Source organism: Exiguobacterium sp. s160 (assembly GCF_018617575.1).
Taxonomy (GTDB): domain Bacteria; phylum Bacillota; class Bacilli; order Exiguobacteriales; family Exiguobacteriaceae; genus Exiguobacterium; species Exiguobacterium aestuarii_A.
This window is the reverse complement of sequence record NZ_JACSKK010000005.1, coordinates 95,481-121,057: the sequence shown is the minus strand read 5'-3', so window position 1 is coordinate 121,057 and position 25,577 is coordinate 95,481. Positions and strand designations below refer to the sequence as shown.

At 47.5% G+C, this 25,577-nt stretch carries 22 protein-coding genes, 14 tRNA genes and 2 rRNA genes; 33 read left to right on the top strand and 5 right to left on the bottom strand.

The annotated features are described in order from the left end of the window. The 22 genes from KNO86_RS11315 to KNO86_RS11210 form a co-directional block, all read left to right on the top strand. Positions 1-135: ribosomal RNA gene (locus KNO86_RS11315) — 23S ribosomal RNA — on the top strand; the annotation flags it as partial. A gap of 95 nt (positions 136-230) precedes the next feature. Beyond that, positions 231-347: ribosomal RNA gene (gene rrf, locus KNO86_RS11310) — 5S ribosomal RNA — on the top strand. Positions 348-355: 8 nt separating this feature from the next. Continuing rightward, positions 356-430 (top strand) — tRNA-Asn (locus tag KNO86_RS11305). An 11-nt stretch (positions 431-441) separates the two neighbouring features. Next, positions 442-532: transfer RNA gene (locus KNO86_RS11300), tRNA-Ser, on the top strand. Between the two features lie 20 nt (positions 533-552). Continuing rightward, a tRNA-Glu gene (locus tag KNO86_RS11295) sits at positions 553-627 on the top strand. A gap of 16 nt (positions 628-643) precedes the next feature. Beyond that, a tRNA-Met gene (locus KNO86_RS11290) sits at positions 644-717 on the top strand. Between the two features lie 9 nt (positions 718-726). Continuing rightward, positions 727-802, top strand: a tRNA-Asp gene (locus KNO86_RS11285). A gap of 31 nt (positions 803-833) precedes the next feature. Then, positions 834-909, top strand: a tRNA-Phe gene (locus KNO86_RS11280). 5 nt (positions 910-914) lie between these two features. Continuing rightward, positions 915-998: transfer RNA gene (locus KNO86_RS11275), tRNA-Tyr, on the top strand. Positions 999-1,001: 3 nt separating this feature from the next. Further along, positions 1,002-1,072: transfer RNA gene (locus KNO86_RS11270), tRNA-Trp, on the top strand. Positions 1,073-1,088: 16 nt separating this feature from the next. Further along, a tRNA-His gene (locus KNO86_RS11265) sits at positions 1,089-1,164 on the top strand. A gap of 7 nt (positions 1,165-1,171) precedes the next feature. Continuing rightward, positions 1,172-1,246: transfer RNA gene (locus KNO86_RS11260), tRNA-Gln, on the top strand. A 4-nt stretch (positions 1,247-1,250) separates the two neighbouring features. Further along, positions 1,251-1,325, top strand: a tRNA-Gly gene (locus KNO86_RS11255). 10 nt (positions 1,326-1,335) lie between these two features. Continuing rightward, a tRNA-Cys gene (locus KNO86_RS11250) sits at positions 1,336-1,409 on the top strand. Between the two features lie 9 nt (positions 1,410-1,418). Then, positions 1,419-1,499, top strand: a tRNA-Leu gene (locus KNO86_RS11245). A gap of 239 nt (positions 1,500-1,738) precedes the next feature. After that, positions 1,739-2,800, top strand: a complete 1,062-nt coding sequence (locus tag KNO86_RS11240; RefSeq protein ID WP_353047400.1) for a DUF2332 domain-containing protein — start codon at positions 1,739-1,741, stop codon at positions 2,798-2,800. Between the two features lie 128 nt (positions 2,801-2,928). Continuing rightward, positions 2,929-2,999: transfer RNA gene (locus KNO86_RS11235), tRNA-Gly, on the top strand. 67 nt (positions 3,000-3,066) lie between these two features. Next, a complete protein-coding gene (gene queG, locus KNO86_RS11230; RefSeq protein ID WP_214696266.1) occupies positions 3,067-4,215 on the top strand; it encodes a tRNA epoxyqueuosine(34) reductase QueG in 1,149 nt (382 codons plus the stop codon). Continuing rightward, positions 4,196-4,636 carry a methylated-DNA--[protein]-cysteine S-methyltransferase gene (locus KNO86_RS11225; RefSeq protein WP_214696258.1) on the top strand — a complete coding sequence of 147 codons (441 nt, stop codon included), beginning with the start codon at positions 4,196-4,198 and terminating at the stop codon, positions 4,634-4,636. The genes queG and KNO86_RS11225 overlap by 20 nt, the downstream gene beginning before the upstream one ends. Positions 4,637-4,648: 12 nt before the next feature. After that, a complete protein-coding gene (gene trmL / locus KNO86_RS11220) occupies positions 4,649-5,122 on the top strand; it encodes a tRNA (uridine(34)/cytosine(34)/5-carboxymethylaminomethyluridine(34)-2'-O)-methyltransferase TrmL (RefSeq protein ID WP_214696256.1) in 474 nt (157 codons plus the stop codon). A 228-nt stretch (positions 5,123-5,350) separates the two neighbouring features. Further along, the gene (locus KNO86_RS11215; protein WP_074032604.1) at positions 5,351-5,908 is read left to right on the top strand and encodes a DUF5366 family protein; all 558 of its coding nucleotides are present in this window, start codon (positions 5,351-5,353) and stop codon (positions 5,906-5,908) included. After that, positions 5,905-6,780: a hypothetical protein gene (locus KNO86_RS11210; RefSeq protein WP_214696248.1), complete on the top strand. Its 876-nt coding sequence runs from the start codon at positions 5,905-5,907 to the stop codon at positions 6,778-6,780. The genes KNO86_RS11215 and KNO86_RS11210 overlap by 4 nt, the downstream gene beginning before the upstream one ends. A 48-nt stretch (positions 6,781-6,828) precedes the next feature. On the opposite strand, the gene KNO86_RS11205 is transcribed toward KNO86_RS11210, so the two are convergent. Then, complete coding sequence (locus KNO86_RS11205; protein ID WP_214696246.1) at positions 6,829-8,616, bottom strand: transglycosylase domain-containing protein; 1,788 nt, start codon at positions 8,614-8,616, stop codon at positions 6,829-6,831. A gap of 155 nt (positions 8,617-8,771) precedes the next feature. On the opposite strand from KNO86_RS11205, the gene KNO86_RS11200 reads away from it, so the two are divergent. The 4 genes from KNO86_RS11200 to KNO86_RS11185 are packed head-to-tail and all read left to right on the top strand — an operon-like array spanning position 8,772 to position 14,960. Beyond that, positions 8,772-9,926, top strand: a complete 1,155-nt coding sequence (locus tag KNO86_RS11200) for a glucose-1-phosphate adenylyltransferase (RefSeq protein ID WP_214696243.1) — start codon at positions 8,772-8,774, stop codon at positions 9,924-9,926. Further along, the gene (glgD, locus tag KNO86_RS11195) at positions 9,868-11,061 is read left to right on the top strand and encodes a glucose-1-phosphate adenylyltransferase subunit GlgD (protein ID WP_251126995.1); all 1,194 of its coding nucleotides are present in this window, start codon (positions 9,868-9,870) and stop codon (positions 11,059-11,061) included. Before KNO86_RS11200 ends, glgD begins: the two co-directional genes overlap by 59 nt. 10 nt (positions 11,062-11,071) lie before the next feature. Further along, positions 11,072-12,505 (top strand): glycogen synthase GlgA, encoded by a 1,434-nt coding sequence (glgA, locus tag KNO86_RS11190; RefSeq protein WP_214696241.1) that lies wholly within the window; start codon positions 11,072-11,074, stop codon positions 12,503-12,505. Between the two features lie 22 nt (positions 12,506-12,527). After that, a complete protein-coding gene (locus KNO86_RS11185; RefSeq protein ID WP_214696240.1) occupies positions 12,528-14,960 on the top strand; it encodes a glycogen/starch/alpha-glucan phosphorylase in 2,433 nt (810 codons plus the stop codon). 53 nt (positions 14,961-15,013) lie between these two features. Here KNO86_RS11185 and KNO86_RS11180 read toward each other — a convergent pair whose 3' ends face one another. Next, the gene (locus KNO86_RS11180; protein ID WP_214696238.1) at positions 15,014-15,829 is read right to left on the bottom strand and encodes a sulfurtransferase; all 816 of its coding nucleotides are present in this window, start codon (positions 15,827-15,829) and stop codon (positions 15,014-15,016) included. 100 nt (positions 15,830-15,929) lie between these two features. Here KNO86_RS11180 and KNO86_RS11175 point away from each other — a divergent pair, with 100 nt between their 5' ends. The 3 genes from KNO86_RS11175 to KNO86_RS11165 all read left to right on the top strand — a co-directional run bounded on the left by KNO86_RS11175 (position 15,930) and on the right by KNO86_RS11165 (position 19,189). Continuing rightward, positions 15,930-17,657, top strand: coding sequence for a phospho-sugar mutase (locus KNO86_RS11175; RefSeq protein WP_214696236.1), 1,728 nt, complete (start codon positions 15,930-15,932; stop codon positions 17,655-17,657). A gap of 126 nt (positions 17,658-17,783) precedes the next feature. After that, a complete protein-coding gene (locus tag KNO86_RS11170) occupies positions 17,784-18,542 on the top strand; it encodes a transporter substrate-binding domain-containing protein (protein ID WP_214696234.1) in 759 nt (252 codons plus the stop codon). After that, on the top strand, positions 18,539-19,189 hold the full coding sequence (locus tag KNO86_RS11165) for an amino acid ABC transporter permease (RefSeq protein WP_214696232.1): 651 nt from the start codon (positions 18,539-18,541) through the stop codon (positions 19,187-19,189). The genes KNO86_RS11170 and KNO86_RS11165 overlap by 4 nt, the downstream gene beginning before the upstream one ends. 42 nt (positions 19,190-19,231) lie before the next feature. On the opposite strand, the gene KNO86_RS11160 is transcribed toward KNO86_RS11165, so the two are convergent. Next, positions 19,232-20,329: an ABC transporter ATP-binding protein gene (locus KNO86_RS11160; RefSeq protein ID WP_214696230.1), complete on the bottom strand. Its 1,098-nt coding sequence runs from the start codon at positions 20,327-20,329 to the stop codon at positions 19,232-19,234. Positions 20,330-20,433: 104 nt separating this feature from the next. Beyond that, complete coding sequence (locus KNO86_RS11155) at positions 20,434-21,285, bottom strand: PucR family transcriptional regulator (protein ID WP_337874637.1); 852 nt, start codon at positions 21,283-21,285, stop codon at positions 20,434-20,436. A 69-nt stretch (positions 21,286-21,354) separates the two neighbouring features. Between KNO86_RS11155 and KNO86_RS11150 the strand changes: the two genes are divergently transcribed. From KNO86_RS11150 to KNO86_RS11135, 4 genes are all read left to right on the top strand, one after another. After that, on the top strand, positions 21,355-22,446 hold the full coding sequence (locus KNO86_RS11150) for a DUF445 family protein (protein WP_214696279.1): 1,092 nt from the start codon (positions 21,355-21,357) through the stop codon (positions 22,444-22,446). Positions 22,447-22,482: 36 nt separating this feature from the next. Next, positions 22,483-22,854 carry a YlbF family regulator gene (locus KNO86_RS11145; protein WP_074032614.1) on the top strand — a complete coding sequence of 124 codons (372 nt, stop codon included), beginning with the start codon at positions 22,483-22,485 and terminating at the stop codon, positions 22,852-22,854. A gap of 127 nt (positions 22,855-22,981) precedes the next feature. After that, positions 22,982-24,760, top strand: coding sequence for an SLC13 family permease (locus KNO86_RS11140; protein WP_214696226.1), 1,779 nt, complete (start codon positions 22,982-22,984; stop codon positions 24,758-24,760). A gap of 61 nt (positions 24,761-24,821) precedes the next feature. Next, complete coding sequence (locus KNO86_RS11135; RefSeq protein ID WP_214696224.1) at positions 24,822-25,313, top strand: hypothetical protein; 492 nt, start codon at positions 24,822-24,824, stop codon at positions 25,311-25,313. A gap of 37 nt (positions 25,314-25,350) precedes the next feature. Here the strand turns inward: KNO86_RS11135 and KNO86_RS11130 are convergent, their stop codons facing one another. Then, the gene (locus KNO86_RS11130; protein ID WP_074032616.1) at positions 25,351-25,569 is read right to left on the bottom strand and encodes a YhzD family protein; all 219 of its coding nucleotides are present in this window, start codon (positions 25,567-25,569) and stop codon (positions 25,351-25,353) included. Positions 25,570-25,577: the final 8 nt, after the last annotated feature.

Genomic DNA, 25,577 nt, shown 5'->3' with positions numbered 1-25,577 from the left:
AGCCCCCTCCGAGATGAGATTTCCCTTTGAGCAATCAAGAAAGACCCCTCAGAGACGATGAGGTAGATAGGTCATGGGTGGAAGCGTGGCGACACGTGGAGCTGAATGATACTAATCGGTCGAGGCTTTGATCTAGTCTATGGTTTGTGTTGATGAATCCTCAGTTTTGAGAGAACAATCTCTCTAAAACATGTTGACATTATCGATAAATAATGTTAATATAATACTTGTCTGGTGGCGATAGCGAGACGGCCACACCCGTTCCCATGCCGAACACGGAAGTTAAGCGTCTCAGCGCCGAAAGTAGTTGGGGGATCTCCCCCTGTGAGGATAGGACGTTGCCAGGCAAGATCGTTCCGCAATAGCTCAGTGGTAGAGCAACCGGCTGTTAACCGGTAGGTCGTAGGTTCAAATCCTACTTGCGGAGCCACTTTCTCTTTTGGAGAGCTGTCCGAGTGGCCGAAGGAGCACGATTGGAATTCGTGTAGGCGGCAAAACCGTCTCAAGGGTTCGAATCCCTTGCTCTCCGCCAGTTTTTCAAAAATCAAACATGGCCCGTTGGTCAAGCGGTTAAGACACCGCCCTTTCACGGCGGTAACACGGGTTCGAATCCCGTACGGGTCACCATTTAATTTTATATCGTCGCGGGGTGGAGCAGTCTGGTAGCTCGTCGGGCTCATAACCCGAAGGTCGTCGGTTCAAATCCGGCCCCCGCAATTAATGTCCGGTCTCGTGGTGTAGGGGTTAACATGCCTGCCTGTCACGCAGGAGATCGCGGGTTCGAATCCCGTCGAGACCGCCATTTTTATTTTTAGAAAATCAAGACTACATATGGCTTTGTAGCTCAGTTGGTAGAGCAAAGGACTGAAAATCCTTGTGTCGGCGGTTCGATTCCGTCCAAAGCCACCATATGTGGGGGGGTAGCGAAGTGGCTAAACGCGGCGGACTGTAAATCCGCTCCCTCGGGTTCGGCGGTTCGAATCCGCCCCCCCCCACCACTTAGGGGCATAGTTTAGCGGTAGAACTACGGTCTCCAAAACCGTCAGCGCGGGTTCGATTCCTGCTGCCCCTGTTTTAATTTAATCATGGCGATTGTGGCGAAGTGGTTAACGCACCGGATTGTGATTCCGGCATTCGAGGGTTCAATTCCCTTCAGTCGCCCCATTATTATTGGGCTGTAGCCAAGTGGTAAGGCATCGGATTTTGATTCCGACATGCGAAGGTTCGATCCCTTCCAGCCCAGCCATTTTGCGGAAGTAGTTCAGTGGTAGAATACGACCTTGCCAAGGTCGGGGTCGCGGGTTCGAATCCCGTCTTCCGCTCCAATGACTTTTTGGCGCCATAGCCAAGTGGTAAGGCAGAGGACTGCAACTCCTCTATCGTCGGTTCGATTCCGACTGGCGCCTCCAACATAATATGCCGGTGTGGCGGAATTGGTAGACGCGCACGACTCAAAATCGTGTTCCTCTGGAGTGTCGGTTCGACTCCGACCACCGGTATCCGTATGACTCTAACTGAGGTTAGGGTCTTTTTTGTATATAAAAAAGTACCGAGGTGATGTAGATATGACAGAGGAGCAACGACACGTTGATTGTGGCAATGACTTTTCTTTCTTGCTATCCCGATCATGTATACGTGATTCGAATATTTGACTGGATGATCAATAAAAAGTGAGATTTCTAATTGTTTCACCTGAGCAGGAACTTTTCGACTTGTAATTGAATAGAAAAGTAAAGAGGTGAGTAAAATCAATCAAAAAGAAATCGCAGAACGATTCATCCGATTTGCTGACAATGAATGTGTAGGATCTAGTCGATTGTATGAAGTATTAGCTAGAGAAACAGCTCAAAGTGAATGGCTTTTATCATTATGTGAAGAGATACCTGAAGGACAACCAGCCCCGAACTTATTATTTGCAGCCGTTCATGAGTTGGTACTCCAACACCAATCCGATGAACTGGCTACATATTATCCGAGCGCGACGAAGAATCCGAAACAACCTGAGAATGCCTTTCCATCTTTTTTAGTATTTTGTCATACATACGAAGATGAGATTCGGAATCGATTGATGACTCGTCGTGTGCAAACGAACGAGATTCAACGGTGCTCTTACTTGTATCCAATCTTTTCAATGATTCAACAACAGACAAAGCGACCACTCGGTTTACTCGAAATCGGAACGAGTGCGGGTCTTCAACTATTTGTTGATCAATATGCCTATGTATATAATGATGTTCCACTTCATCCGACAAATACATCGTCTGTAACCATTTCAGCGACCGTTGAATCGAAGGAGCCCATTCACCTCGAGACTACGGTACCGTTCAAAATCGGGACACGCCTCGGCGTCGATTTGAATGTGATTGATTTGACGGACGAAGCAGAACTATCATGGTTGAATGCATTGATTTGGCCGGAACATGACACGCGCCGTCAAATGCTTGATGCTGCCATGCAAGACGTCAATTTTGACAAGGTGACGCTTATTGAAGGAGATGGCGTAACATTATTGCATGAACTCGCTATGCGTGTACCGGACACAGAGACGCTATGTATTTTCCATACGCACGTTGCGAATCAAATGCCGCGTCCTGTCAAAGAAGAGCTTTTAGAACAAATAAAGCGAATCGGACACCAGCGAGACGTCTTCCACATTTACAATAACGTTCAAGATCGTTTTCTCCATGTCGACATGTATCAATCAGGACGATTGATGGAGTTGACATATGCCGAGACAGAAGGGCATGGACGAACATTTCGTGTAATCAGACCACTTGAATCGTTATTTGTACAGGCATAATGTTAGTGATTAAGGTATATTGAAATATTTTTTTCAGTGATTTTAGAAAAACTTACGAATACTTGTTGACAGTTTAATGGTATAGGTGTATATTAACTGTAGTCGCTTGAACGACAACAATATTTCATGCGGGTGTAGTTTAATGGTAAAACCTCAGCCTTCCAAGCTGATGACGAGAGTTCGATTCTCTTCACCCGCTTCATATCTCTCTGCCGAGTGGCGGAGAGATTTTTTGTATGCGAAAATATATAAAGGAGGTGAACGGAATGGACCCATACACATTAAAACAACAAATTCTCGAGTATGCCGAAACCATCGGGATTGACGAGTTGAAAGTGACGACGGCTGATCCGTTCATCGTCATGAAACAGCGACTCATTCGACAGCAAGAGAAAGGGTTTGCCTCTGGGTTTGAAGAGCCCGACCTAGAGAAGCGTACAAACCCGGAACTCTTACTTGAAGAAGCCCAGTCGATCATTGCGATTGCGATTGCCTACCCAAGTAAGTTGAAGCAGGCACCCCGTAGTGTCGCTGGAGAGAGACGAGGGCTATTTGCCAGAGCCTCATGGGGGCTGGATTATCATCGCGCCGTCGGCAATCGATTAGAGCAGCTTCAAGCGTACATTGAAGAGCTGGTTCCTGGAGTGCGTACGCGCTCGATGGTCGACACTGGTGAGCTCGTAGACCGGGCCGTCGCCGAACGGGCAGGGATCGGCTTCAGCGGAAAAAACTGCTCCATCATCTCACCTGAGAAGGGATCGTACTTATATTTGGGGGAAATGATTTTAGACGTTTACTTGCCACCGGATGAAGCGATTGAAGATGGATGTGGCGACTGTGATAAGTGTATGACGGCATGTCCAACAACGGCCCTTGTGGAACCAGGTGTACTGGATGCGAAACGTTGCATTGCCTATTTGACACAAATGAAAACGTTGATGCCACGAGAGTTTCGTTCGAAACTTGGAGGACGCTTATACGGATGTGATACGTGCCAGCAAGTTTGCCCGTATAATCGTAAAAAGGATTGGCGTCACCACGAAGAATTGTTACCGGAAGCAGAAATCGTCAAACCGCTGTTAGAGCCGCTCTTGACATTGAGTAACCGAGAGTTTAAACAAAAGTTTGGGCATTTATCAGGTGCGTGGCGCGGGAAGAAACCAATCCAGCGAAATGCAATTTTGGCGCTCGCGCACTACCGGGAACCATCTGCGATTCCGATTTTACGTGAATTCATCCGAAACGATGAACGAGAGGACATGCGAGCGACTGCGGTATGGGCGATCGGTGCAATTCTTGGTCCTGATGCCGAATCGATTTTTGAAGAAATTGAACGTAAAGAAGTGTCTGACATGGTACATGAAGAAATTCGTATCTATCGAGAGGAGTGGACACATGAAGATCGTGTCGTCTAAATGGGGACCGTTAGCGTATGAATTAAACGCAGCGGGCAAACTGACAGCTCTTGAGTTCACCACACATGAACCGTCAGAAGAAGCCCCTGACTGGTTACAACATCTCATGATGCGCGTCGAGCAGCATGGATTCCATGAATCAGATCGTGCCTACATCGAAATGAAGGGAACACCATTTCAACAGGAAGTATGGGATGCGTTGTTGACGATTCCATACGGTGAGACACGGACATATAAACAACTTGCAGAACAAATCGGTCGACCGAAAGCTGTTCGTGCCGTCGGCCAAGCACTCAACCGAAACCCGTTACCGATTTTATTTCCGTGTCATCGGGTGATTGGAAGCAGTGGGAAGCTTGTCGGCTTTGCAGGAGGGTTGTCTGAAAAGCAACGCCTACTTGAATTTGAAATGAAAAAGTGAGGGAAATGAACTATGGCGATTCATGTCGTAATGTTTCAACCAGAAATACCAGCAAATACAGGGAACGTCTCACGTACGTGTGCGGCGACAAACTCGGTTCTCCATTTGATTCGTCCGCTCGGTTTCTCGACAGACGATAAAATGTTGAAGCGTGCAGGGTTAGATTATTGGCAGTTTGTCGATGTACGCTATCATGATTCGTTAGAAGAATTGTGGGAGAAGCAGCCGGACGGACAATTCTTTTATATCACGAAGTACGGGGAACAATATCCGAGTGATTTAGATGTTTCGGACGTAGAAGGCGACTATTTCTTTGTGTTCGGTCGTGAAACGAAAGGATTACCGATGGAAGTCATCGAGAACAACTTAGACCGTTGTATCCGTCTTCCACAATCGAACCTCGTCCGTTCATTGAACGTGTCGAATACAGCTGCCATCATTGTATATGAGGCCCTACGCCAACAAGGATATGCAGGATTGAAATAAAAAAAGAGCCGGATTCGTAAGAATCCCGGCTCTTATTCGTTACCCTCAGGTTTACGGTTATATCCAGCTGTCAAAATCGCTGCGAGGAAGACGACGCTGATTCCAACCATCAATAATAGGCCCATCCAAAAATCCCCCTTTTAATCTCCATAACTATAAATAGTATAATATACTTGGTAGTAGAATTGCACTGAATATAAGAAATTACTGTGAAATTGGAGAAGGAACATGAAAACGAATGTGTACTTACTGAGCTATGCACCACTCATCGGAATTATTTTGTTTTCCATGTCACTTGCGATTGCGACGTCCGAGTATGTGATCCAGTGGCTGAATCAAATTGGCGTATATAGTGAAATCATCGAACTGTTATCCGTGCAAGAAACGAAAGTATTCGTACTCGTCGTGTTCTTCACCATCTTCTTTATGTTGTTTAGTGCACTCAAACTGGTGGCCGATACTTTCAATCAACTCGGCTTCGCTTTTTTTGCGCGAGAAACAAACGGGACGTCACTCCATCGACTTAAACCTGGGGCGATTATCTTCCTCATCGGTTCTGGGATCAGTTTTCTGTTTCTGAATACATTACTTGCCGTCATGGCCGTCCTCGTCTGTACGTTATTGATGTATCTCTTTTACTACGTCTGGCAAGTGAGTCAATCGATGTCCGTTCCCCGTGCAATCGGCTTGTTGCTCATGCAAGGGGTCATGTGGGCGACATTGATCAGTGGATTAGGGTGGTCGATTCTGCGACTGTTTAACTCTGTCGGAGACATCATCTTATGAGAGAGAAATTTGAGCCGACGTTTGATGAAATAGAAGCGTGGTGTCAGACGTTTGTTCCAAAAGAAACGTTGTACTGGATCGATTCTACTTTCTTTGATGATTTGCCGAGTAGTGCCCTCATTTTACCGAGAGAAGAGTTTTCTCGTCACCCAGCTTATAAAAATCCGCATCTTTCGAATGCCTATCTGACATGGATGATGGGGGAAGGCGTCACACATGTTGTCAATGCCCCTTCAAACGCGGTTGATGGTTTACGTCAGGACGTCAAGTCGCGTCTTCTTGAATATCAGGTGACGACGAATCGTGGGCTTGTGTTATCTCTTACGGTTGAGCAGCGGAATGAGGTATCCGATGACGCGATTGTGGAGAAGGACGGGGAAACTTTCATCGTCTTAGACGAGTCGAACTGGAAAAAGCTTTCGACAGAAACCCGTCATTCGCTTATCTATCGCTATGCGAAAGAATGGGATACGTGGGAAGGGGAACGATGTGATGAACGGACACCAGCACATCTCGTTACATATGCGAACACATTTCCGATATATGAAGGGAGTAACTGTCTGGCAGCGACGTTATTCGCAGCTACACAACATGAGTGGATGATTCACCAGTGGATTCATCCGGAGACGTTTCTACAAACGATTCAGCAGGGCGGTTTTGAAACGGTGACGGATGCTGTTCCGGAATCTGGTGACGTCCTTACTTTTTGGAACGAACAAGAGCAACTCGTTCACGCCAGCTACTGTGTTCGTGAAAACCTATATTTCAACAAGCACGGTCAAGTTCGGTTCAACCCATGGAAACTGATTGATTATGAGGAATTACTGAAGCATTGGCGAAGCTATCGCATGCGAATCGAACGCAGCGTGTAAGGCATCAAAAAAAGAGTCAGCTGATGAAAATCGGCTGACTCTTTTTGGTTAATGTGCCTTTGTCCAGATAATTGCCGGGTAAGCACGGTTAGCGAGTTCGGGGAACGGACGTGGCGTGTCGGCCCCGAGCCAAATCGCGGTGATCGTTTGATCTGTAAGTCCGACGTACCACATATCTTTATTGTCATTCGTTGTCCCTGTCTTTCCTCCGAGATATTCGTAATCACCTTTCACCTGATTGGCATAACGTCCCGTTCCGTAAGTCGTGACGGTCGTTAAAGCCTTCTTCATCACATTCATGGTATCGGGAGACCAGACTGCCTCTTCGGTCAGGATAGGCGTCAATGCGGGTTCATTCGTTTTAAATGTGATTTGTTTGATCGTATGACCGGATGTATAGACGCCTTTGTTTAAGAATGGTGTGTAGGCGGCCGCAAGTTCTTTCGGAGAGACCCCTTGTGTGAGACCACCGAGCGCGCTCGCTAAGTTCTCGTCCTGTTCATCCCATTGACTGAACATCATATCGGCCCTCTCATAGGCTCGTGGCTGATCAACGACAGAGAAAGCAGCCAAAGCTGGCGTGTTGTAGGAATAGGCGACTGCATCTTTCAATAACACATCTCCTAACACGCGGTCATGGCTATTACCCGGACAATAGGAACCGTAGCAAGCTGGTCGTCCATCGAGAACCGTATCAAGCGTCGCTCCCGTCTCTTCGATGAATGGGGCGAACACGAGAATCGGTTTGATTGCGGAACCCGGTTGACGGTAGGCTTGGGTTGCGCGGTTGAACTCACCGACTTGCGTCATTTCTGAATCGACCATCGCCACGATTCGTCCTTGTGGTGTCAGTTCCGTATATCCTCCGTTTAACCCGGATGGCAACTGACTCATCACTTGCTTCGCTTTCGTCTGTTTGGCCGTCGACAGATACGTCTCGATTGTCGCTTCGTGCGTCGATAAATAGTCTCTTGCTTCGGCATCATCCAAGTCATACCGTGAACGTACTAACTGAATCGCTTCGCGTACGACCGTATCCATATAGTCTGGATATTGAATCGTTTGACTTCGGTATGCGGCTTGAAGTTTCACACCATGATATTGATCATAGGCGCTTTTTGAGATGACGCCCGCTTCGAATAGTTGTGTCAAAATCCGATCTTTTCGCTCGAAATAAGCATCTGACGGATTGAGCGGATCATAGAGTGACGGGTTGTTCGGTACCGTCAACAAATAGGCGAGTTGGTTCCAGTTTAAATCGGCGAGCGGTCTCGAAAAGTATGTATCGGCCGCAGATTGAATGCCATATACATTATGTCCGAAGAAAATGACATTGCTATATGCAGTTAAAATTTCTTTCTTGCTATAATTTTCTTCTAATGCTCGTGCAATCAATAATTCTTTCACTTTTCGTTCATATGTCCGTTCGTGAGTTAAGTAAACATTTCGCGCGAGCTGTTGGGTGATCGTGCTTCCACCTTGCACAGATGTCTCGTTCGCGTTATTAATAAATGCCCGGGCAATCCCGCTTAAATCATAGCCGGGATGGGCGTTGAATTTTCGGTCTTCAATGATCATGATGGCTTCTTGAATGTGTTCAGGTAATGCTTTTGGGGAGACATCATTACGGCGACCTGCCAAGTAAATCTGCTGTTCGCCACCATTGTACGCGAGCGTGATCGCATGCTTCGACGAGAGTGGTTGTTCTGATACCAGCTCTTGTCCCCAAGATAAAATTTCATCTGTCTTTTCGATTTCTTCTTTCAATGCATTCGCGAGCGTCAAAGAAGTCGCTAATAGTCCTGCAAAAAACAAGATTCCAATCCAAGCTCTCATCGTTTCACCTCTTTCTACTCATTATATCGTCCAATTTACAAAAAAATAAAAATGTAAACGTTATCATATAATAATTCGAGAAGGAATACTTTAGGAAAGAGCGAAAAAGGGTAAAAGAGGTTGTATATTACGATTTTTGAGGAGGCTTATTATTTATGAAGCAAGAAATGGTTGCGATGCTCCTTGCGGGAGGAGAAGGAAAACGATTGGGGCCTCTCACGCGAAAAACGGCGAAGCCTGCCGTTCATTTTGGCGGAAAGTACCGAATCATCGATTTCCCATTATCAAACTGCACGAACTCGGGAATTACAACAGTCGGGGTGTTGACACAATACGAGCCACTTGAATTGAATCGTTACTTAGGAATTGGGACGGCATGGGATTTAGATCGTCGTAACGGGGGCTTAGCCATTCTCCCACCTTACCAAGCACAGTCGGGGAAAAATTGGTACGAAGGGACAGCGAACGCGATCTATCGTAACTTGAGCTACATCGATGATTACGATCCGGATTACGTTTTGATCCTATCAGGAGACCACATCTACAAGATGGACTACGAGAAGATGCTCGAAGCCCACAAAGAAAAACAAGCCGATGTGACGATTTCCGTCATGGAAGTGCCGTGGGACGAAGCGTCACGTTTCGGGATCTTGAACACGGCGGATGACCTTCGCATCAATGAGTTTGAAGAGAAACCTGAAGATCCAAAGAGTAACTTGGCGTCGATGGGGATTTATATCTTCAACTGGAGCATCTTGCGCGAGCATTTGATTAAAGATGCGGAAGACGAAACATCAAGCTTTGACTTCGGAAAGAACATCATTCCAAACACGCTTCTCCAAGGGCTAGATGTTTTTGCCTATAAGTTCAAAGGTTACTGGAAAGATGTTGGAACGATTCAATCGCTTTGGGAAGCGAATATGGATCTTCTTGAGGAAGAACCACCATTCGATTTGTACGATCCAAACTGGAAAATCTATTCGGTCAATCCGAATCAGACGCCGCAATATATCGGTAAAGATGCCTGCGTCGAACAGTCTGTGATCAATGAAGGGTGTCATATCGAAGGGGAAGTACAACATTCGGTTCTATTCTATGACGTTCGTGTCGGCGAAGGATCGCTCGTGAAAGACTCGGTCATCATGCCGGGGGCTAGAATCGGGAAGGATGTAACAATTCACAGAGCCATTGTCGCAAGCTGTGCAGTCATTGAAAACGGCGCGACAGTCGGTGAGCCGGGTGGTGAAATCGTTGTTATTGAACCACACGAAAACATTGAAAGCGGCACCGTCTTCAAACAACGAGTTTGATTCGAGTAAAGAGACACGCAAGGAGGCGTTACTGTTGACGAACGATTTATTAGGGGTCATTAACTTAGGCACGGAGCAAGGTCTATTTCCAGAATTTACAGGTCATCGTAATTTGGCATCAGTCCCATTCTCGGGACGTTATCGTCTAATTGATTTCACGTTGACGAATATGATTACACAAAACATCAGTCAAGTGGGGATCTTCACGTTAGACAAGTACCGCTCGTTGATGGACCATCTCGGATCAGGAAAAGAATGGGACTTGGACCGTTCACAGGGAGGGCTGCACATTTTCCCACCTGCCTTAAAACCTGACGGGGAAGCGTATCTCGGTGACTTAGCTAACTTCTCGATGCACCGTGAACATTTCATTCGCAGCAAACAGCCGTACGTCGTCATTACGGGATCGAATGTGTTGACGACAATCGATTACAACGACATGCTCGAACACCACAAGTCGATGGGAGCAGACATCACACTTGCCTATACAACGCATGAACAGAAGTGTGGCTACTGTCGCCCGATTCGCCTTGGTGAGAATGATCGCGTCGTCGGTGTTTCAGAACGTGGTTTTTCACCGGATGATGAATATGCGTTCACAGAAACAATCATCATGTCGAAAAATCTATTCATGCGCCTTGTCGACGAAGCGACGTCTAAAGGAGAATATGACTTGTTAGACGGTGTCATCCGTCCACAGCTCCATCGGTTGCATGTGCACGGATACCATTATGTCGGTAAAATGCAGGCTATTCATTCCGTACTTTCGTACTATAACGAGAGCATGCGACTGCTTCGTGGAGAAGGAATCATCTATGACTTCCCACACATCTATACGAAGATCAAGCATGAACCACCGACTCGCTATTTGAAAGGGTCGAAAGTGAACGAAGCGCTCGTTGCGAACGGGTGTAAGATTCATGGTGAAGTTCAAAACAGTATTCTCTTCCGTGGTGTTCAAGTGAGTAAGCACGCACGCGTGAAAAACTCAATCATTTCGTCGAAGTCGATTATTGAAGAAGGCGCTGTCGTCGAAAATGCGATTCTTGATAAAGAAGTCGTCGTAAAACGGGGGCAAGTCATCCGAGGTACAATCGACGAACCGATTGTCATCGCGAAACGAACAGTGGTGTGAGGAGGATTTTATGAAAATTTGGTATGTTGCTTCAGAAGCGGCACCGTTCATGAAAACGGGGGGGCTCGCCGACGTTGTCGGTTCGCTCCCTCAAGCGGTGGCGGATTTAGGAGAAGAAGTGAGTGTCGTCATGCCGAAATATGGCTCGATTGCTGCTGAATATGTGGAAGAGATGGAGTATTTATTCGACCTCATCGTTCCGGTCGGTTGGCGGAAGCAATTCGGCGCGGTCTTGAAATTAGAGCGAGATGGCATCACGTATTACTTCATCGATAACGAATACTACTTTAAACGTGACGGTGTCTTATACGGACACTTTGATGATGCGGAACGATTCGCATTCTTCTCACGGGCAGTCCTTGAGATGATTGGGAAAATGGAAGAAGTGCCTGATGTTCTTCATTGTCACGACTGGCAGACCGGCATTTTACCGGCCTTTCTACGAATTCACTATCAACATATTGAAGCGTATCAACACATTCGTACGGTTTATACCATCCATAACCTGCAGTACCAAGGGATTTTCCCGGAAGAGATTCTTGGAGAACTATTACAATTCGGTCATGAGCATTTTACGGCCGAAGGGATTCAACATAACGGTCTCGTCAACTATATGAAAGCTGGAATTGTGCATTCCGATCAAATCACGACCGTCAGCCCATCTTATCGGGACGAAATCATGGAACCGTATTATGGGGAAGGCTTAGACGGGGCATTACGTCATCGCGCGGTTGACGTTCGAGGGATTTTAAACGGAATCGATTTGGCGACGAACGATCCAAACACAGATGCGCGAATCGAACAGACGTATAACCTCGATACGTATAAAGAAGGAAAGCTTGCGAATAAACGAGCGTTACAAGAACGACTTGGTCTAGAAGTCCGAGATGATGTCATGCTCATCGGGTTCGTCAGCCGTCTCGTTGACCAAAAAGGGCTCGATTTAATTAATGGTGTATTTGAAGAACTCGGCCAACTGCCATGCCAATTTGCATTCCTTGGTTCAGGACAACCAGAATATGAAGGAATCGTTCACGAAATGACAGCAGCACATCCAGGAAAAGTGGGCTCTTATATCGGTTTTGACATCGAACTCGCTCACTTGATTTATGCTGGATCGGATGCTTTTTTAATGCCGTCACGTTTTGAGCCTTGTGGACTCAGTCAATTGATTTCCATGCGCTACGGAACATTGCCGATTGTCCGTGAGACAGGTGGACTTCGTGACACGGTGAAGCCGTATAACGAATTCACGCAAGAAGGGACCGGATTCGGGTTCATGAACTACAATGCCCATGAGATGCTGGCAACGATTGAAAAAGCGATTCGTGTCTTCTATGAGAAAGAAAATTGGCATGCCCTCGTCCATCAGGCGATGACCGCGGACTTTAGCTGGAAACAATCCGCCAAGCAATATCGTGAGTTATATCATTTATTCGCATGAGTGGAAGGAGCTAACTTGATTTATGTTCACAGATAAACAGAGCTTTGTCGACGCATTTAAAGAACGATTCATCGCATTAAATGGGAAGTCGATCGAGGATGGGACAGAGCAGGAAGTGTATCAAACCTTGGCAACGATGGTGCGCGAACAAGCCATGCCAAAATGGATTCACACGCGAGACCGTCAAGAAGAAAAACATAGTAAACAAGTCATCTATTTCTCGCTTGAATTTCTATTAGGTCGTTTCCTGTACAACAACTTGTTGAGTCTCGACGTGTTAGAGCTCGTCAAAGAAGGGCTCGAGGATCTTGGATACGACTTCACGGACATCACGGAGATCGAGCCAGAACCGGGACTTGGGAACGGGGGACTTGGCCGCTTAGCAGCCTGCTTCCTCGATTCATTGGCCGCGCTCAGTTTACCTGGACACGGAAACGGGATCCGTTACCGCTATGGTCTCTTCAAACAAAAAATTGTCGATGGGTACCAAGTCGAGTTACCGGACAACTGGCTCCGTGACGGCAATATGTGGGAGACGAGACGTCAGGATAAAGCGGTCGATATCAACTTCGGCGGCTGGATTGAGATGAAGCAAATCGGAGACCGGTTACGTGTCGTCCATCATCCGGATGAAGTCGTAAGAGCGGTACCTTACGATATGCCGATCATCGGCTATCAAAATGACGTCGTGAATACGTTACGTCTTTGGAACGCGGAGTCGCCGCTTGATGATGAGGCGTATTTAGAGAAAACGAAAGGGACGTACAAAGACTTGTTGCGATACAAACAGTCGATTGCGACCATTTCGGAATTTTTATATCCAGATGACACGACGTATGAAGGAAAAGTACTGCGTTTGAAACAACAGTATTTCTTTGTGTCGGCGGGGATTCAATCGATGCTTGCCTCCTATTTGAAGCGCAATAAGTCGCTCAAACAATTAGGCGATCATTATGCGATTCATATTAACGACACACACCCGGTTGTTGCGATTCCTGAATTGATGCGAATCTTGATGGATGAGCATGGGTACGGTTGGGACGAGGCGTGGCGCATCACGAAGAGCGTCATGTCGTTCACGAACCATACGTTACTCGCCGAAGCGCTTGAGAAATGGCCGGTCGAGATGTATCAACGGCTACTACCTCGCGTGTATCAAATTATCGAGGAAATCAATCGACGTTTCTGTCGGGACGTATTGGTCAACTATCCTCATCTGGAATCACATATGGGGGAAATCGCAATCGTATCGAATGAGCACATCAACATGGCCAACTTGGCTGTCGTCGGCTCTCATTCGACGAACGGGGTTGCCCAGATCCATACCGATATTTTAAAACAGCGCGAGATGCGTTACTTATATGAGATGTTCCCGCTACGCTTCAACAACAAAACGAACGGGATCACACATCGACGTTGGCTCTTGAAATCGAATCCGCGACTGTCTGACGCGATCACGGAAGCGATTGGACCGTCATGGATCGAGCATCCGAACGACTTGGAAAAGTTGATGGGCGTCTCGAAAGATAAGAGCTTCCAAGAAACCGTGATGGATGTGAAACAACAAAACAAACTGGATTTGGCTACTTATATTCAGGAGGAGACGGGAGAAACGATTGACCCGCATTCCATTTTTGACGTTCAAGTCAAGCGTCTCCACGCCTATAAGCGTCAGCTTCTAAACGCACTTCATATCCATGCGCTTTACTTGAAGATTCAAGCGGATCCGACGTTTACGATGGTCCCTCGTACGTTCATTTTCGGAGCCAAGGCGGCACCAGGGTACTATTACGCGAAAGAAATCATTCGCTACATCAATGCACTCGCCACATTAATCAATAAAGATAAGCGGGCGAGCCAATTCATTAAAGTCATCTTCCTTGAGAACTATCGTGTCTCGATGGCAGAACGTATTTTCCCAGGCTCTGACTTGAGCGAACAAATCTCGACAGCGAGCTATGAGGCATCGGGTACCGGAAACATGAAGTTCATGATGAACGGTGCGTTGACAATCGGTACGTTAGACGGTGCCAATATCGAGATTCGTGACGCGGTCGGAGACGATCATATCTTTATTTTTGGATTATCCCCACAAGAAGTCATGAACTATAAAAAGTTCGGAGGATACCACGCGGCGGAAATTTATCATGCCCACCAGGAAATTAAAGATGTGGTCGATGGTCTCGTCAACGGTACATTCGATAAGGTCGGCGAATATCAGTTCCAGTCGATTTTTGACTCACTCCTCGTCTATAACGATGATTTCCTCGTCTTGAAAGACTTCATCTCCTATATGCGAGCGCAGCGACGTGTCGACGAAGTCTTCAGCGACCGCTCGCGTTGGGCAGAGAGCTCAATCGTCAACACGGCAAAATCGGGGATCTTCTCGAGTGACCGTACGATTACGGAATATGCAAACGCAGTCTGGAACATTAAACCGACGAGCGTCAAATAAAGATTATTTTGGAATAGTATTAACTTCGGTGTAAAATAAAAACGATCCACCCGTTACGGGTGGACCTCGTGTTCTGGATAGCTGATCCAGTCAGAATAGGATCCGGGATAAAGTCGAACATCGTCTTTCCCAAGAGCGTGCAGCGCCAAAATGTTGACGCAGGCGGTCACGCCGCTACCACAATAAAAGATTGGATTTTCCACGGTAAGGACGTCTTTATAAAGTTCTTTTAAATCGTGAAAGTCTTCTAGTGTACCGAGCTCGGTGATGGCCTCGGCATAAGAACAGAGCAATGCGTTCGGGATATGGCCTGCCTTTTGGTCAATCGGTTCATGTGTCCCGTTAAAGCGATCTTCTGTTCGCGAATCATAGAGTGAACCGCTCGTAGCGGCTTTCACTTCTTCGAGTGTCGCGATCATATCATCTTGAAAATCTGGGGCATAGTCACTCGCTGGGTAGTTCGGCACGTCGGTCGTGGTCTCACCGCAATAAGTGATGCCGGATTGGATACCGCCTTCTAGGACGACGACCCGTTCGTGACCGGCCCACTTGAAGAGCCACCACGCACGAGCTGCGAATGGGAAGCCGTCATCATAAATGACGACCAAATCTTCTTTGTTCAAGCCGATGCGACGGAGTGTTGCCGTCCACGCCTCTTTTGAAGGAAGTGGGTGACGTCCGCCATGTTCGCCGAGCGGACCGGACAAGTCTTCCATCAAATCGAGAAAGACAGCGTTCGGAAGATGTCCCTTTCGGTAGACATATTTACCATAGGACGCGTCGTTTAGCGAATATCGGCAATCGATGAAACGAATCGAGTTCGTATGCACGATTTGTTTTAATTCTTGGGCACGCATTGTTGGAAACATTAATATCACCTCGAGGTTTCGTTACTCTCATCGTATACAAGATGGAAGCAATTGGCGAGTACTTCGATTGAATTTTTTGAGGGTGAAAGGGGAATGAATCATGACATGGCAACAAACGTATGACCGTTGGAATCAATTTGAAGGACTTGAGCCGCATTTACGAGCGGAACTTGAGGAACTCGCAAAAGATGAGACAACGTTAGAAGACGCATTCTATAAGACGCTTGAGTTCGGGACAGGCGGGATGCGCGGAGAAATCGGACCGGGTGCGAACCGAATGAACGTATACACGATTCGAAAAGCGTCACAAGGCTTTGCTGACTTTATCGCAGCTTCGGGAGAAGAAGCAAAACGTCACGGCGTCGTGATCGCCCATGATTCGCGTCATTTTTCACCAGAGTTTGCATTAGAGGCGGCACGGACGCTTGCGTCAAACGGGATCAAGACTTACTTGTTCCCAAGTTTGCGCGCCACACCGGAACTCTCGTTTGCCGTACGTCATTTGAATGCGTTCGGTGGCATTGTCATCACGGCGAGTCACAACCCGCCTGAATACAACGGGTTCAAAGTGTATGGGGCAGATGGTGGACAACTTCCGCCAGCAGAAGCGGATGAACTCGTCAGTTACGTCAATGCGATTGAAGATGAGTTGAAGATTGATATCGAAGATGAGGCGGCGCTTCGTCAAACAGGACTACTCGTTACAGTGGACCCGTCCGTCGATGAGGCTTATATGGAAGCACTCCAGTCGATTCGGATTCATCGTGACGTACAGGACAGCCCCCTTCAAATCGTGTATTCGCCGCTTCACGGGACCGGACGCCGTCCGGTCATGGAAGGGTTGAAAGCGTATGGGTTTGACCATGTGACGATTGTAGAAGAGCAAGCAGAACCAGATGGTGCTTTCCCGACCGTCAGTTATCCGAACCCAGAAGAAAAAGCTGCGTTTAAACTGGCGATGGAATACGGGGATCGCGTCGGGGCTGATTTGCTCATGGCGACGGACCCGGATGCGGACCGTGTCGGCTTGACAGTACGCGGACGTGACGGGGAATGGTTCGTCTTGACCGGTAACCAGACAGGTGCGCTCCTGATGGAATATATTTTGTCACAAAAGAGTGAGACGGGAACACTTCCATCGAATGGTTTCGTCGCCAAGACAATCGTCACGTCAGAACTCGGGGCTGCGATTGCGAAAGCATACGGCGTGCATCTTGAGAACACGTTGACAGGATTCAAGTTCATCGGGGAGAAAATCAAACAATACGAGGAATCAGGTGAATATGAATTCCTCTTTGGCTATGAAGAAAGCTACGGCTATTTGATTGGTGACTTCTGCCGTGACAAAGATGCGGTTCAGGCTTGTCTACTCGCAGCGGAAATGGCGGCATACCATAAACAGCACGGTCGGACGCTTTATGATGCGTTGCAGTCGATTTATGAGAAGTACGGATTCTACGAAGAGTCATTACAGTCGATGACGCTAAAAGGGAAAGCTGGCCTCGAGCAAATTGGTCGTATGATGGAAGCATTCCGTGCCAATCCGCCGAAAGAAGTTGGGGGATACGAAGTCGTTCGTTTCGAAGATTATAAGAAACAAGTGGCGACTGACTTACGGACGAACACGTCTGAAGCGATTGAATTGCCATCATCGAACGTCTTGAAATTTGTCTTTGCGGACGGGTCTTGGTTCTGCCTTCGCCCATCTGGCACAGAGCCGAAAATCAAGTTTTACTTTAGTGTACATGCGGATCGCGCCGAGAAGACGACAGCGAAACGTGAAGCAATTGAAGCGGACGTCATGAAGCAGGCGAAAGCCATCGATTGATGGGGGACATCACTCTAGCGATAGGGTGATGTTTTTTGTTTGACATGAAGACATCACGCCAGTATGATGAGGTTATTGTTTAAAACCGTGTAATCATATAAGGATTATAGGAAAGGCGGAATCATCATGAAAAAGACATTAACAAGCGTACTCGCGATCGGAGCTTCAGTAGGGCTTCTCGCAGCTTGCGGTAACGAAACAGACAGTGGAGCGGACGAAGCAGTCATCACTGTCGGTACAGAGGCGACATATCCACCGTTCACATACAAAGATAAAGGTGAATTGATGGGATATGATATCGACGTCTTGAACGAAGCGGCAGAACGTGCCGGTTATAAAGTAGAGTATGAGGCAATGGACTTCAAAGGACTCGTTCCAGCACTTGATGCAGAACGCATCGACATGATTGCCAACCAAATGAGCATCACACCTGAGCGTGAAGAGAAATATGCGTTCTCTGACCCGTATGCGGTATCAGGAGCTCAAGTCATCGTTGGTTCGGATAACAACGATATCCAAGGCGTAGACGACCTTGACGGCAAATTAGTCGGATCGACGCAAGGTTCAGTCTATGCGCAAATGGCGGAAGAAGCTGGCGCAGAAGTGAAATATTACAAAGGGGCGAACCAAGTCCTTCAAGACCTCGAAGTCGGTCGTCTTGATGCGGCATTGAACGACCGTCTCTTCATCTTGACAGAGCTTGAAAAAACAGGCTATGACGTCAAAGCAGTCGGTGACATCTTCAACACAAGTGAAGCTGGATTCATGACACGTCAAGATAGCGACGTTCTTGAGAAATTGAACGATGCACTTGCGGAAATGAAAGAAGACGGTACGATGCAGGAAATCGGTGAGAAGTACTTCGGTGAGGATATCAGTCAATGAATGAACTGATCACGACCGTCATAGATAACCGTTCGGTCTATCTTGAAGCCGTCCAGCTCACGTTGATCGCCAGTGTCCTGTCGATTCTTCTCGCCTTGGCGCTCGGTCTGATCATCGCTTTACTTCATAGTAGCCCGATTAAAATCGTACGGTTGTTCACGCGGACGTACATTTCGTTCTTCCGTGGGACACCGCTCTTGCTTCAATTATTGATTTTGTATGTCGGTCTCACTGGGTTCGTGCAACTCAGTGGGATGCAGGCGCTGATTTTCGGACTCGGATTCCACTTTGCGGCCTATATCTCGGAAGCGTTCCGGGCAGCCATCAACTCTGTCGACAAAGGACAGGTTGAGGCGAGTGTCGCGCTAGGTATCCCGAAAGTGAAGCGTTTCAAAGACATCATTTTCCCACAGGCGCTCTCTCGCGCCATCCCACCTGTCTCGAACTCGGTCATCGACATCATCAAGTCGACGTCACTCGGTTCGGTCATCGCGGTCCAGGAGTTGACGTACGTGTCGGACCAAATTGCCGCAACGACATATTTGGTCATGCCGTTACTCTTGTTCTCGGCTTCGATTTATTGGATCTTATCGACCTTGATTCAAGCCGGTCAACACAAACTCGAACAGCGTTACGCGATTCGATAAGAAAAAGCCTCGATTCAGACGAATCGAGGCTTTTTGTATGGCTTAACGGATCACTTGTTCAGTTTCACCGTCGAAGAAGTGAGCTTTTGTCATATCGAGTGCGAGTTCGACATCGTCACCCATGTGGATGTTCGAGCGGCCGTCAACGCGTGCTGTGAACTGGTGTCCACCAAGTTCAGCGTAGAGGTAAGACTCAGAACCCATGAGCTCAGCGACGTCGATGTGCGCTTTGAACGTGTGTGTCGTTGGTGAGTCGATGTAGATTGGCTCATCATGGATTGATTCTGGACGAATCCCGAGGACGAGTTCTTTTCCGACATAGCCACGGTCACGGAGCGTTTTCATTTTTCCTTCTGGAACGTTGACTTCTTCACCGTTTGTGATGAATTTACCTTCAGCGAGTGTACCGCGGAAGAAGTTCATCGAAGGTGAACCGATGAAACCAGCGACGAAGATGTTGTCTGGGTTGTCGTATACTTCTTTCGGCGAACCGACTTGTTGGATGAGACCATCTTTTAGGATGACGATGCGCGTTGCGAGTGTCATCGCTTCTGTTTGGTCGTGGGTAACGTAGATTGTCGTTGTGTCCAAACGGTTGTGGAGTTGGATAATCTCTTTACGCATTTGTACACGAAGTTTTGCATCCAAGTTCGAGAGAGGCTCATCCATCAAGAAGACTTTTGCGTCACGGACGATAGCACGACCGATAGCGACACGCTGACGTTGTCCACCTGAGAGCGCTTTTGGTTTACGCTCAAGGTACTCTTCCAAACCGAGAATACGAGCAGCGTCTTTTACGCGACGGTCAATCTCGTCTTTCGGGAACTTACGAAGCTTCAAGCCGAACGCCATGTTGTCATAGACACTCATGTGCGGATAGAGCGCGTAGTTTTGGAAGACCATAGCGATATCACGGTCTTTAGGAGCGACGTCGTTCATTCGTTTCCCGTCAATGATAAAGTCACCGTTTGAAATCTCTTCAAGACCTGCGATCATACGAAGTGTCGTTGATTTACCGCAACCAGACGGTCCGACGAAGACGATGAACTCACGGTCTTTAATGTGTAAGTTGAAATCGCTGACGGCTTTGACGCCACCATCGTAAATTTTATCAATATGTTCTAAACGAATTTCTGCCATGTCGTTAGCCTCCTAAAGAATCTGTGTGTTTATAATAGCGCTTACAAGAACGATTATATGATGAAACCGCTTGCATTGAATATAGACAAGTTGCACAAAAACCGTCAATCGGATTTGTGCAACGTGACCATTAGTTGAAGAAGGCTCGCGTCATAGAACTTCCGTGCATCATAACCCGTCGTCTCGAACAGGCGATCGAGTCGGTAATTCAGCGTGTTTCGGTGCATGAAGAGCGCTTTGGCCGTGTGGGAGACGTTCAATGAATGACTGAACAACGCTTCGAGCAGTTCAATCGTCGATAAATCAAGCATCTCCATGAGTGAGGCCGTGATATGGTTCCGCTCTTTTAAGTCCTGCTCTTGTAGTAAATAATGGTATAATAATTGACTAGCAGGGTAAGTTTTAGTAGATAGACGAGCGTATGGCATGAGCAGTTGATGTTGACGATATACACGGGCAAGAGGACCTTGAGAACGTTCGCTATAGACAGCGTGTGCTTCGATGAAGCAATCGCTCGCGATGGCACGCAAGACGTCCTCGAACTCCTGAAGGTCGACAAACGTGTCTCGTTCGATGAGTTCGATATGTTTGGTTGTGATCAACACGATTTCAGCATGTGGCATGAAGTCGTGGATGATGCTGATGAATGATTCGAACGCTTCCTCTTCTGCTTCTTGGAGGGAAAGAGAGATGAGCCGGAATGATTGTTCAAGACGGTACGTCTCATCTTGAAGGCGTTCTTGCCATTTTCGCTGATGTGGGTCGGACTGAAGGAACGGGGTCGCCCACATGCGGAGCAATTGCTGTTCACGTTCGGTCAATTCGAACGTCGGGAGCCCAAATATGGTACCATCTTGCGTCTCGAACCAGTCAAGGTCCCCAGATGCATCTTCCGACCGATGGACAGCAGTCGGAAAAATCGATTTAATACGATCAAACGTATTCAATACTATCACCTCATCAACAATGTATCATATTTCAGATCGGAGGCTTGCAGTTTGGACGGGTTATTAAAGATTTTACTCATGATTGTGATTGGAGCGACGATTGGTGGCGTGACCAACTTTCTCGCCATCAAGATGTTGTTCCGGCCACATGAACCGAAATATATCGGTTCATTCCGGATTCCTTTTACACCAGGTCTCATTCCGAAACGTCGGGATGAATTGGCATCTAGCTTAGGAAAAACGGTCGTCAAACATTTATTGACGCCGGAAGGCATGCGAAAACGTTTACTAGATGACCAAGTGACGACGCATATTACGCACTTTGCGCAACAAGAAGTTCAGGCGATGCTACGCTCGGATAAAACCGTTCGAGAACTCGTAGAACCCCTCTACCCGAACGCAGAGGCACGCATCCTTACGTCGGCGGATGAAAAGTTACGTGACGAGCTAACGAGCGTCATGTCCGATGTGAAAGAACGGAAGTTGTTTGAATTGCTTGGAGAAGAAGGAATGGACCGCGTACGGGCAGTCATTCCTGAAATTGTTGAGGCACTTCTCGTCAAATCGGAAGAGTATTTTTATTCTCCTGAAGGTGAGGCGCAACTTCGCCATATGGTCGATTCGTTCGTTCAACGTCGACTTGGGTTTATCGCAGGATTTATTCAAAATATGAATTTTGTCGAGATGGTTCGACCAGAAATCGTCAATATTTTACGAGGTCAGTCGACTCGTGACGGCATGACGACGATGATTACGCGTGAGTTCGAACGATTCAGTGAGAAGATGGTCGATACATTGATAGATGAACGTTTAGAAGCCCGACTCATCGACGGGATCACCGAGCAAGTCGTCACACGTTTGCCAATCGGGCAATTGTTGGATCGACCAGTCTCATCGTATACCGAGTCCATCGAATCCCGTGTCGTCGATGAACTCGTGCCTCAAGGGGTCACCCTTGTCATTGAGCGCTTCACGAATCAAATGGAGACGATCATGGACCGCTTAAAAATCGATCAAATCGTACAGCAACAAGTCCAGTCGCTCGACACCTCGTACCTCGAAGAGATCGTGTTATCAATCTCGAAACGAGAGTTCCGGGCAATAACATGGCTTGGAGCGCTGTTAGGTGGTATGATTGGGTTGATTCAAGGGTTGATTGCCATCTTATGATGAGCTTGACCCTAATAGCATTTAGGAGGACGTTACATGTCACAAACAAACTTGTACGACCAAGCTTACCAATTGGAGAAAGCACTTCGCGATTCTGAAGAGTTCACAACACTCTCTTCTTTATACGATCGTGTCAATGCGGATGCGGAAGCGAACCAGTTGTTCGCTGACTTCCGTAACATCCAAATGACGCTTCAACAAAAGCAAATGCAAGGAGAAGAAATCTCTGAGCAGGAAATGATGGATGCGCAAACGAAAATGATGAGCGTTCAACAGAACGAATTGATCATGGAGCTCATGCAAGAAGAGCAACGCATGCACCAGCTCGTTACAGAAGTAACGAAAATCATCATGAAACCACTTGAAGAGCTTTACGCGCCGATGGTGAATGAAAACGAAGTTCAATAAGATGTGAGAAGCGGATGGCGATTGAGCCATCCGTTTTTTTGTTGATGAGATTGTCACAAGATTGAAGTAAGCGTTTTCATAGAGGGTTTATAATGAAAGTAGAATGATGGGGAAAGGGTGAACTGGCATGTGGACCGTGCTCATTCTATTCGGAATGATTCTCTTTTTCATAACAGGTTGGCTCCGAGCAGACTTGGTCGCATTGATCGGTCTTTTAAGTCTCGTTCTAACCAATCAATTGACGCCGGGTGAGGCGATGGCGGGATTCTCAAATTCAGTCGTCTTGATGATTGCTGGACTATTCATCGTCGGAGCAGGGTTGTTTCATTCCGGTTTAGCGGAACGATTGGCATCTGCACTCATTCCGTACGCGAACGGAAGTGAGACACGACTCTTTTATTTGTTCATGTTGACCGTCGCCTTGCTTTCAAGCGTCATGTCGAACACAGGGACGGTCGCATTGCTCATTCCTGTCGTCATGGCGATGTCCCGACAAATCAAACGATCCGCAAAGACGTATCTGATGCCGCTTGCTTTCTTCTCGAGCATCGGAGGGACGATGACATTGATTGGGACACCGCCGAACCTTGTCGCAGCTGAATCGCTACGAGGTCTGATTGATGTGCCGATCGGCTTCTTTTCTTTGTTCCCAATCGGCGCGGTCGTGATGATTGTCGGCTTGTTCTATTTTCGCCTCGTCGGAAATCGCTTGCTCGAAGATAATCGTTCAAGGGAATGGGATGGAGGCGGTGCAACCGAGACGATCAACCCGAACGTGTATGTCCTGTCGATTGACGAGGTACATCCGTTGATTGGCAAACGACTAAGTGAATTGAAATGGTCGCGTGACGGGATCATCGTATTAAAGGAACGAGTGAAAGGAATAGGGCGGCATTACGAAACTGCTCGCGCTGACACCGTATTGCGTGCCGGGTCGATCCTCGTCAGTGGGGATGAGCAGCGAGTCCGTTCTCTCTCGGAACAACAACACATTCCGTTTCAGCAGGTTGAGGCAACAAACGTCTATGACAAGACCGGTGGCATCGTCATGTTCACGATTCCAGGGTCGAGTCAACTTGTAGGGAGATGTCTTCATGAGAGCCAGTTACGGAATGAGTTTCATGTGAACGTTTTGCGTGTCATCCGCCCACAAGAAGAAATTGCACAAGTACACCTGAAAGATACGCCGCTAAAACAAGGGGACTTGTTGATGGTACAAGGGAAGTGGGACGATTTAGAGCGAGTTGAACAAGAGGCACGACTGCTCCTCTCGAACGAGCGGGTGACGGATGTAGCGAATCGGACGGTGTCGAGTCATCATCAACTTGCGGCAGGTGTGATCATGGTTATGATGATGACGTTGTTCGTGTTTGAATGGGTTGATCCGACCGTTGCGGTTTGGCTGGCGGCACTTGCGATGGTGATGAGCGGAGCCGTGCGCCACCTAGATATTGCGTATCAATCGATTCAATGGTCTTCACTCGTCTTGATTGCCGCGATGATCCCGATAGGAACGGCGCTTGAGAAGGCGGAGATCATGGCGTGGCTTGTCGACTGGATTGGGCGGTCGTTCGCGGGCTTTGGGCCAGCCTGGGTCCTCGTCGTTTTATTTCTTGCGACGATGGTCCTCAGTCAAATCATCTCGAACACCGCGACCGCTATCTTGTTCATTCCGCTAGCCATCGCTCTATCGGAATCCATGGCGGTCAGTCCAGTTCCGTTCGTCATCGCTGTCGCCATTTCAGCATCCCTTGCTTTCATGACACCGTTCGGTTCTCCGACAAACGCGATGGTGTTTAGTGTAGGAGGCTATCGATTCATAGATTTCGTCAAAGTCGGTGTGCCGTTGCAACTACTCACCGGCATCGTCGGAATCCTGATGATTCTGTTTCTCTTTCCATTTTAAGCAGGATTTAGGGGGAGGATAACGAAAGTAAAGTGATCAGGAAATGAAAGGATGGACGACGATGAAAAAATGGATGTTGGTTTTCCTCTGCTTGTTTCTAGTAGCCTGTGGGAAAGAAGAGAAGGCCGAACCAAAACCTGAGATGACGGAGAACGGGCGGGTGGCTGAACAGTATCTTGAGAAACAACAGTACCCAATCGTCTCATATGAAGGCGAGTATATGAGTACGTTAACCTTAGATGAGTTGAAGGAAGATCGTGCACAGAACACTTGGGGAGTACAATCCGTGTCACCGGATGAATACGTTGGAAAGACCATATACTATGAAAACTTTACGGTAAAAGATCATCCGATTGGTGAACAATCTCCCGCCGGTCAGACTGCTGTCTCGGTAATGGTCGTGGATGGAGAGGTAATCGGGGGAACGTCATTCCCTGTGACAGACGGATCGGGTTTAGGGAGCGGATATAGTTTGAGCGGGGAATCGTTCGAGGACATTCACCCTGATATTCAGGAATGGCAGAAAGCATGGAATGAGAAATATGGAAATTAAAAAGTAGACCGAGAACAAGAATCTCGGTCTACTTTCATTATGATGCCGTTCCTTTTAATTTCCCCGGTAATTTGCAACGTTCGAAATAGATGAGTTGTCCCCGGCGAACGATGCGTGCTCCTTTATGTTCATGCCCTGCTGCTCGAAGCATGTCGAGCCCTTGCTGTTTGGCTGACTGATCATCGCTTGCTTCGAACATTTCATTCAACACGAGTGTGCCATCATTTTCAAATCCTGTCACCGTATATGTCTCCATTCACACGA

Coding starts and splice junctions, on each gene's coding strand:
- KNO86_RS11160 (WP_214696230.1), bottom strand. CDS start 20,329: ATGGCAGAAATTCGTTTAGAACATATTGATAAAATTTACGATGGTGGC.
- KNO86_RS11175 (WP_214696236.1), top strand. CDS start 15,930: ATGACATGGCAACAAACGTATGACCGTTGGAATCAATTTGAAGGACTT.
- KNO86_RS11165 (WP_214696232.1), top strand. CDS start 18,539: ATGAATGAACTGATCACGACCGTCATAGATAACCGTTCGGTCTATCTT.
- KNO86_RS11170 (WP_214696234.1), top strand. CDS start 17,784: ATGAAAAAGACATTAACAAGCGTACTCGCGATCGGAGCTTCAGTAGGG.
- KNO86_RS11145 (WP_074032614.1), top strand. CDS start 22,483: ATGTCACAAACAAACTTGTACGACCAAGCTTACCAATTGGAGAAAGCA.
- queG (WP_214696266.1), top strand. CDS start 3,067: ATGGACCCATACACATTAAAACAACAAATTCTCGAGTATGCCGAAACC.
- KNO86_RS11140 (WP_214696226.1), top strand. CDS start 22,982: ATGTGGACCGTGCTCATTCTATTCGGAATGATTCTCTTTTTCATAACA.
- glgA (WP_214696241.1), top strand. CDS start 11,072: ATGAAAATTTGGTATGTTGCTTCAGAAGCGGCACCGTTCATGAAAACG.
- KNO86_RS11225 (WP_214696258.1), top strand. CDS start 4,196: ATGAAGATCGTGTCGTCTAAATGGGGACCGTTAGCGTATGAATTAAAC.
- KNO86_RS11200 (WP_214696243.1), top strand. CDS start 8,772: ATGAAGCAAGAAATGGTTGCGATGCTCCTTGCGGGAGGAGAAGGAAAA.
- KNO86_RS11135 (WP_214696224.1), top strand. CDS start 24,822: ATGAAAAAATGGATGTTGGTTTTCCTCTGCTTGTTTCTAGTAGCCTGT.
- KNO86_RS11130 (WP_074032616.1), bottom strand. CDS start 25,569: ATGGAGACATATACGGTGACAGGATTTGAAAATGATGGCACACTCGTG.
- KNO86_RS11210 (WP_214696248.1), top strand. CDS start 5,905: ATGAGAGAGAAATTTGAGCCGACGTTTGATGAAATAGAAGCGTGGTGT.
- KNO86_RS11185 (WP_214696240.1), top strand. CDS start 12,528: ATGTTCACAGATAAACAGAGCTTTGTCGACGCATTTAAAGAACGATTC.
- KNO86_RS11180 (WP_214696238.1), bottom strand. CDS start 15,829: ATGTTTCCAACAATGCGTGCCCAAGAATTAAAACAAATCGTGCATACG.
- trmL (WP_214696256.1), top strand. CDS start 4,649: ATGGCGATTCATGTCGTAATGTTTCAACCAGAAATACCAGCAAATACA.
- KNO86_RS11215 (WP_074032604.1), top strand. CDS start 5,351: ATGAAAACGAATGTGTACTTACTGAGCTATGCACCACTCATCGGAATT.
- KNO86_RS11150 (WP_214696279.1), top strand. CDS start 21,355: ATGATTGTGATTGGAGCGACGATTGGTGGCGTGACCAACTTTCTCGCC.
- KNO86_RS11205 (WP_214696246.1), bottom strand. CDS start 8,616: ATGAGAGCTTGGATTGGAATCTTGTTTTTTGCAGGACTATTAGCGACT.